The organism is Tessaracoccus lubricantis, from assembly GCF_039544535.1.
GTDB classification, from domain to species: Bacteria; Actinomycetota; Actinomycetes; order Propionibacteriales; family Propionibacteriaceae; genus Arachnia; species Arachnia lubricantis.
This window is the reverse complement of record NZ_BAABLV010000061.1, coordinates 1-1,258: the sequence shown is the minus strand read 5'-3', so window position 1 is coordinate 1,258 and position 1,258 is coordinate 1. Positions and strand designations below refer to the sequence as shown.

General features: G+C 67.8%; 1 protein-coding gene. It reads right to left on the bottom strand.

Going from position 1 to position 1,258, the window contains the following annotated elements; translation table 11 throughout:
* Window positions 1-25 precede the first annotated feature (25 nt).
* Entirely contained in the window at window positions 26-1,204 is a 1,179-nt protein-coding gene (locus ABEA30_RS15500; protein ID WP_345584456.1) for an integrase catalytic domain-containing protein, read from the bottom strand.
* Between the last annotated feature and the right edge of the window lie 54 nt (window positions 1,205-1,258).

The following is a 1,258-nucleotide window of genomic DNA, read 5'->3' as shown; positions in this document are numbered from 1 at the left end:
TCGTTGCCTCACCTGTTTCCTCCGGTTAGCCGGTCGCGGTCCGGCGTTGCCGGGCGGCGCGGCCCTTGGCCTGGGCGAGGGCTTCGAGGCGGCCGGTGTGGTGGAGGATCTCTCGTTGCAGGGCACCGAGGCGAAGCTTCTTGAATCGGGCGTTCATCGTGATGACCGGCCGTTTCCGGGTCGCGGGGTGCGCGAGGGCACGCTGGTGTGGGGTGGCGGCCTGGTGGTACCTCTTGACGACCTTGGCGCCGTCGCGGTGCTTGGACGCCAGCTTCAGGCTGGGCAGGAAGTAGTTCGCGAACGCGTCGTCCAAGGCCCAGATCTGGTTGAGGAGGTCGAGCTCGGCCTCGGTGTCGTAACGGTAGTAGCCGACCAACTCCCGCACGCGGGCCCAGTTCTTCTGCTCCACATAGCAGCCGTCGTTCTTCTTCCCCGCCCGCCCGCGGGTGAACGTGATCTTGCGGGTCTCGCAGTAGTGCAGGAAGTGGTGGTTGATGAACTCCGATCCGTTGTCGGAGTCGATCCCCACGATCGGGAACGGGAACATCCCGGCGGCGTGGTCGATGGCCTCGATCACCCACCGGCGGGCCCGGTTCGGCACCGACCGGTTCACCGTCCACCCCGTCGCCACATCGGTCATCGTCAACGTGTAGCAGTACTCGCCCGAGGCGACCCCACCGTCGTGGGCGACCAGGTCGATCTCGACGAACCCCGGCGTCGCGTCGTCCCAGTCAGCGAACGTGCGGATCGGGATCTGGTGTTTCAACAACGACCCGGGCTTGGTATGCGTCCGACCCCGCAGCGTCATCCGTTGGCGTTCGCCGGCGAGCATCCGGTCGATGGTGGCCGCCGAGATCCCCGCCAGCAACCCCGCCTGCGCGTCGTCGACATCGATCTCGTCCTCGGCCCGCAACAGGGGCACCAGGACCGGCATGAACGGCGCCAGGATCTTCCCCGCCGGCGCCCGCAACAGCGTCCAGCACCGCACCAGGGCGGGCAGCAGGTCATCGCCGTATACCCGCGCCCGCGGCTTACGCGGCACCACCGCCTTGAGCACCAGCGCATCCCGTAACGCCGCGCGGGCGTAGTCGCGGTGCCACCCGGTCAGATCGACCAGCTCGTCCAAGATCCGGGTCTTACCCGCCCGGTCGGCGCCCCGGTAGGCCAGGGCCTTCATCTTCGTGACGGCCTTGCGTTGGCCCATCGTCAGCTCCATCCGTGATAGTGCTCACGCGGAGGTCCTCACCCGAGGCAACGA

What these genes read in the sequence shown, in the direction of transcription:
- ABEA30_RS15500 (WP_345584456.1), bottom strand. Translation starts at nt 1,204, where the DNA reads ATGGGCCAACGCAAGGCCGTCACGAAGATGAAGGCCCTGGCCTACCGG.